We start from the raw sequence: 602 nt of genomic DNA on the forward strand, positions 1-602 counted from the left end.
TTACTGCCAGTAATGTAGGGCCGCTTACCTATACGGCAGGCGCCGGATATGCGGTAGACGCGAATCCCAATGGATTTTTACCGGTAGGTGTATTTAATATTTGCTATACCCTGAGTCGCGTAACCAAAGACGGCACCGAAGAGCTGGCCGATGAATGTGTAACGGCAGAAGTAGAGCCCATCAGTGCGCCGCAATTACTGCAACCCGGCGATAGCGACCGCGTAGTGTCGCGCCGCCCACTGTTTACCTGGCTGCCGCCAACACCCCATCATTTGTTCAGCAACCTGTTGTACGACCTGGTGCTGGTAGAAGTGCAGTCAACCCAAAGCGGTGCAGATGCTATTCAGCAGAATATTCCTTTGTTTTTGCAATCGAATATTTCAGTAACCAGTTTACCATATCCCTTATCGCTGGCTGAGCTGGACACCAGTAAGTTGTATGCCTGGCGGGTGACGGCCAAAAGTAATTTAATGCCTATAGCCAATAGTGAAGTATGGTGTTTCCGGCTGGAGCAGTTCGGCAGTGATACGGCCCGTTCAACCGGCAGGGGATATTATGCGCATATGCGGCGTGAGCAGGATGCGTCTTATGTTATATCAGGC

The 602-nt window shown here is 51.2% G+C and carries 1 protein-coding gene; it reads left to right on the plus strand.

The genetic code is table 11. The annotated features are described in order from the left end of the window. The coding region (locus JUB15_RS28320; protein WP_207516122.1) for a hypothetical protein at nucleotides 1–602 on the plus strand (602 nt) is incomplete at both ends.

Source organism: Longitalea luteola (assembly GCF_017356035.1).
Taxonomy (GTDB): domain Bacteria; phylum Bacteroidota; class Bacteroidia; order Chitinophagales; family Chitinophagaceae; genus Niastella; species Niastella luteola.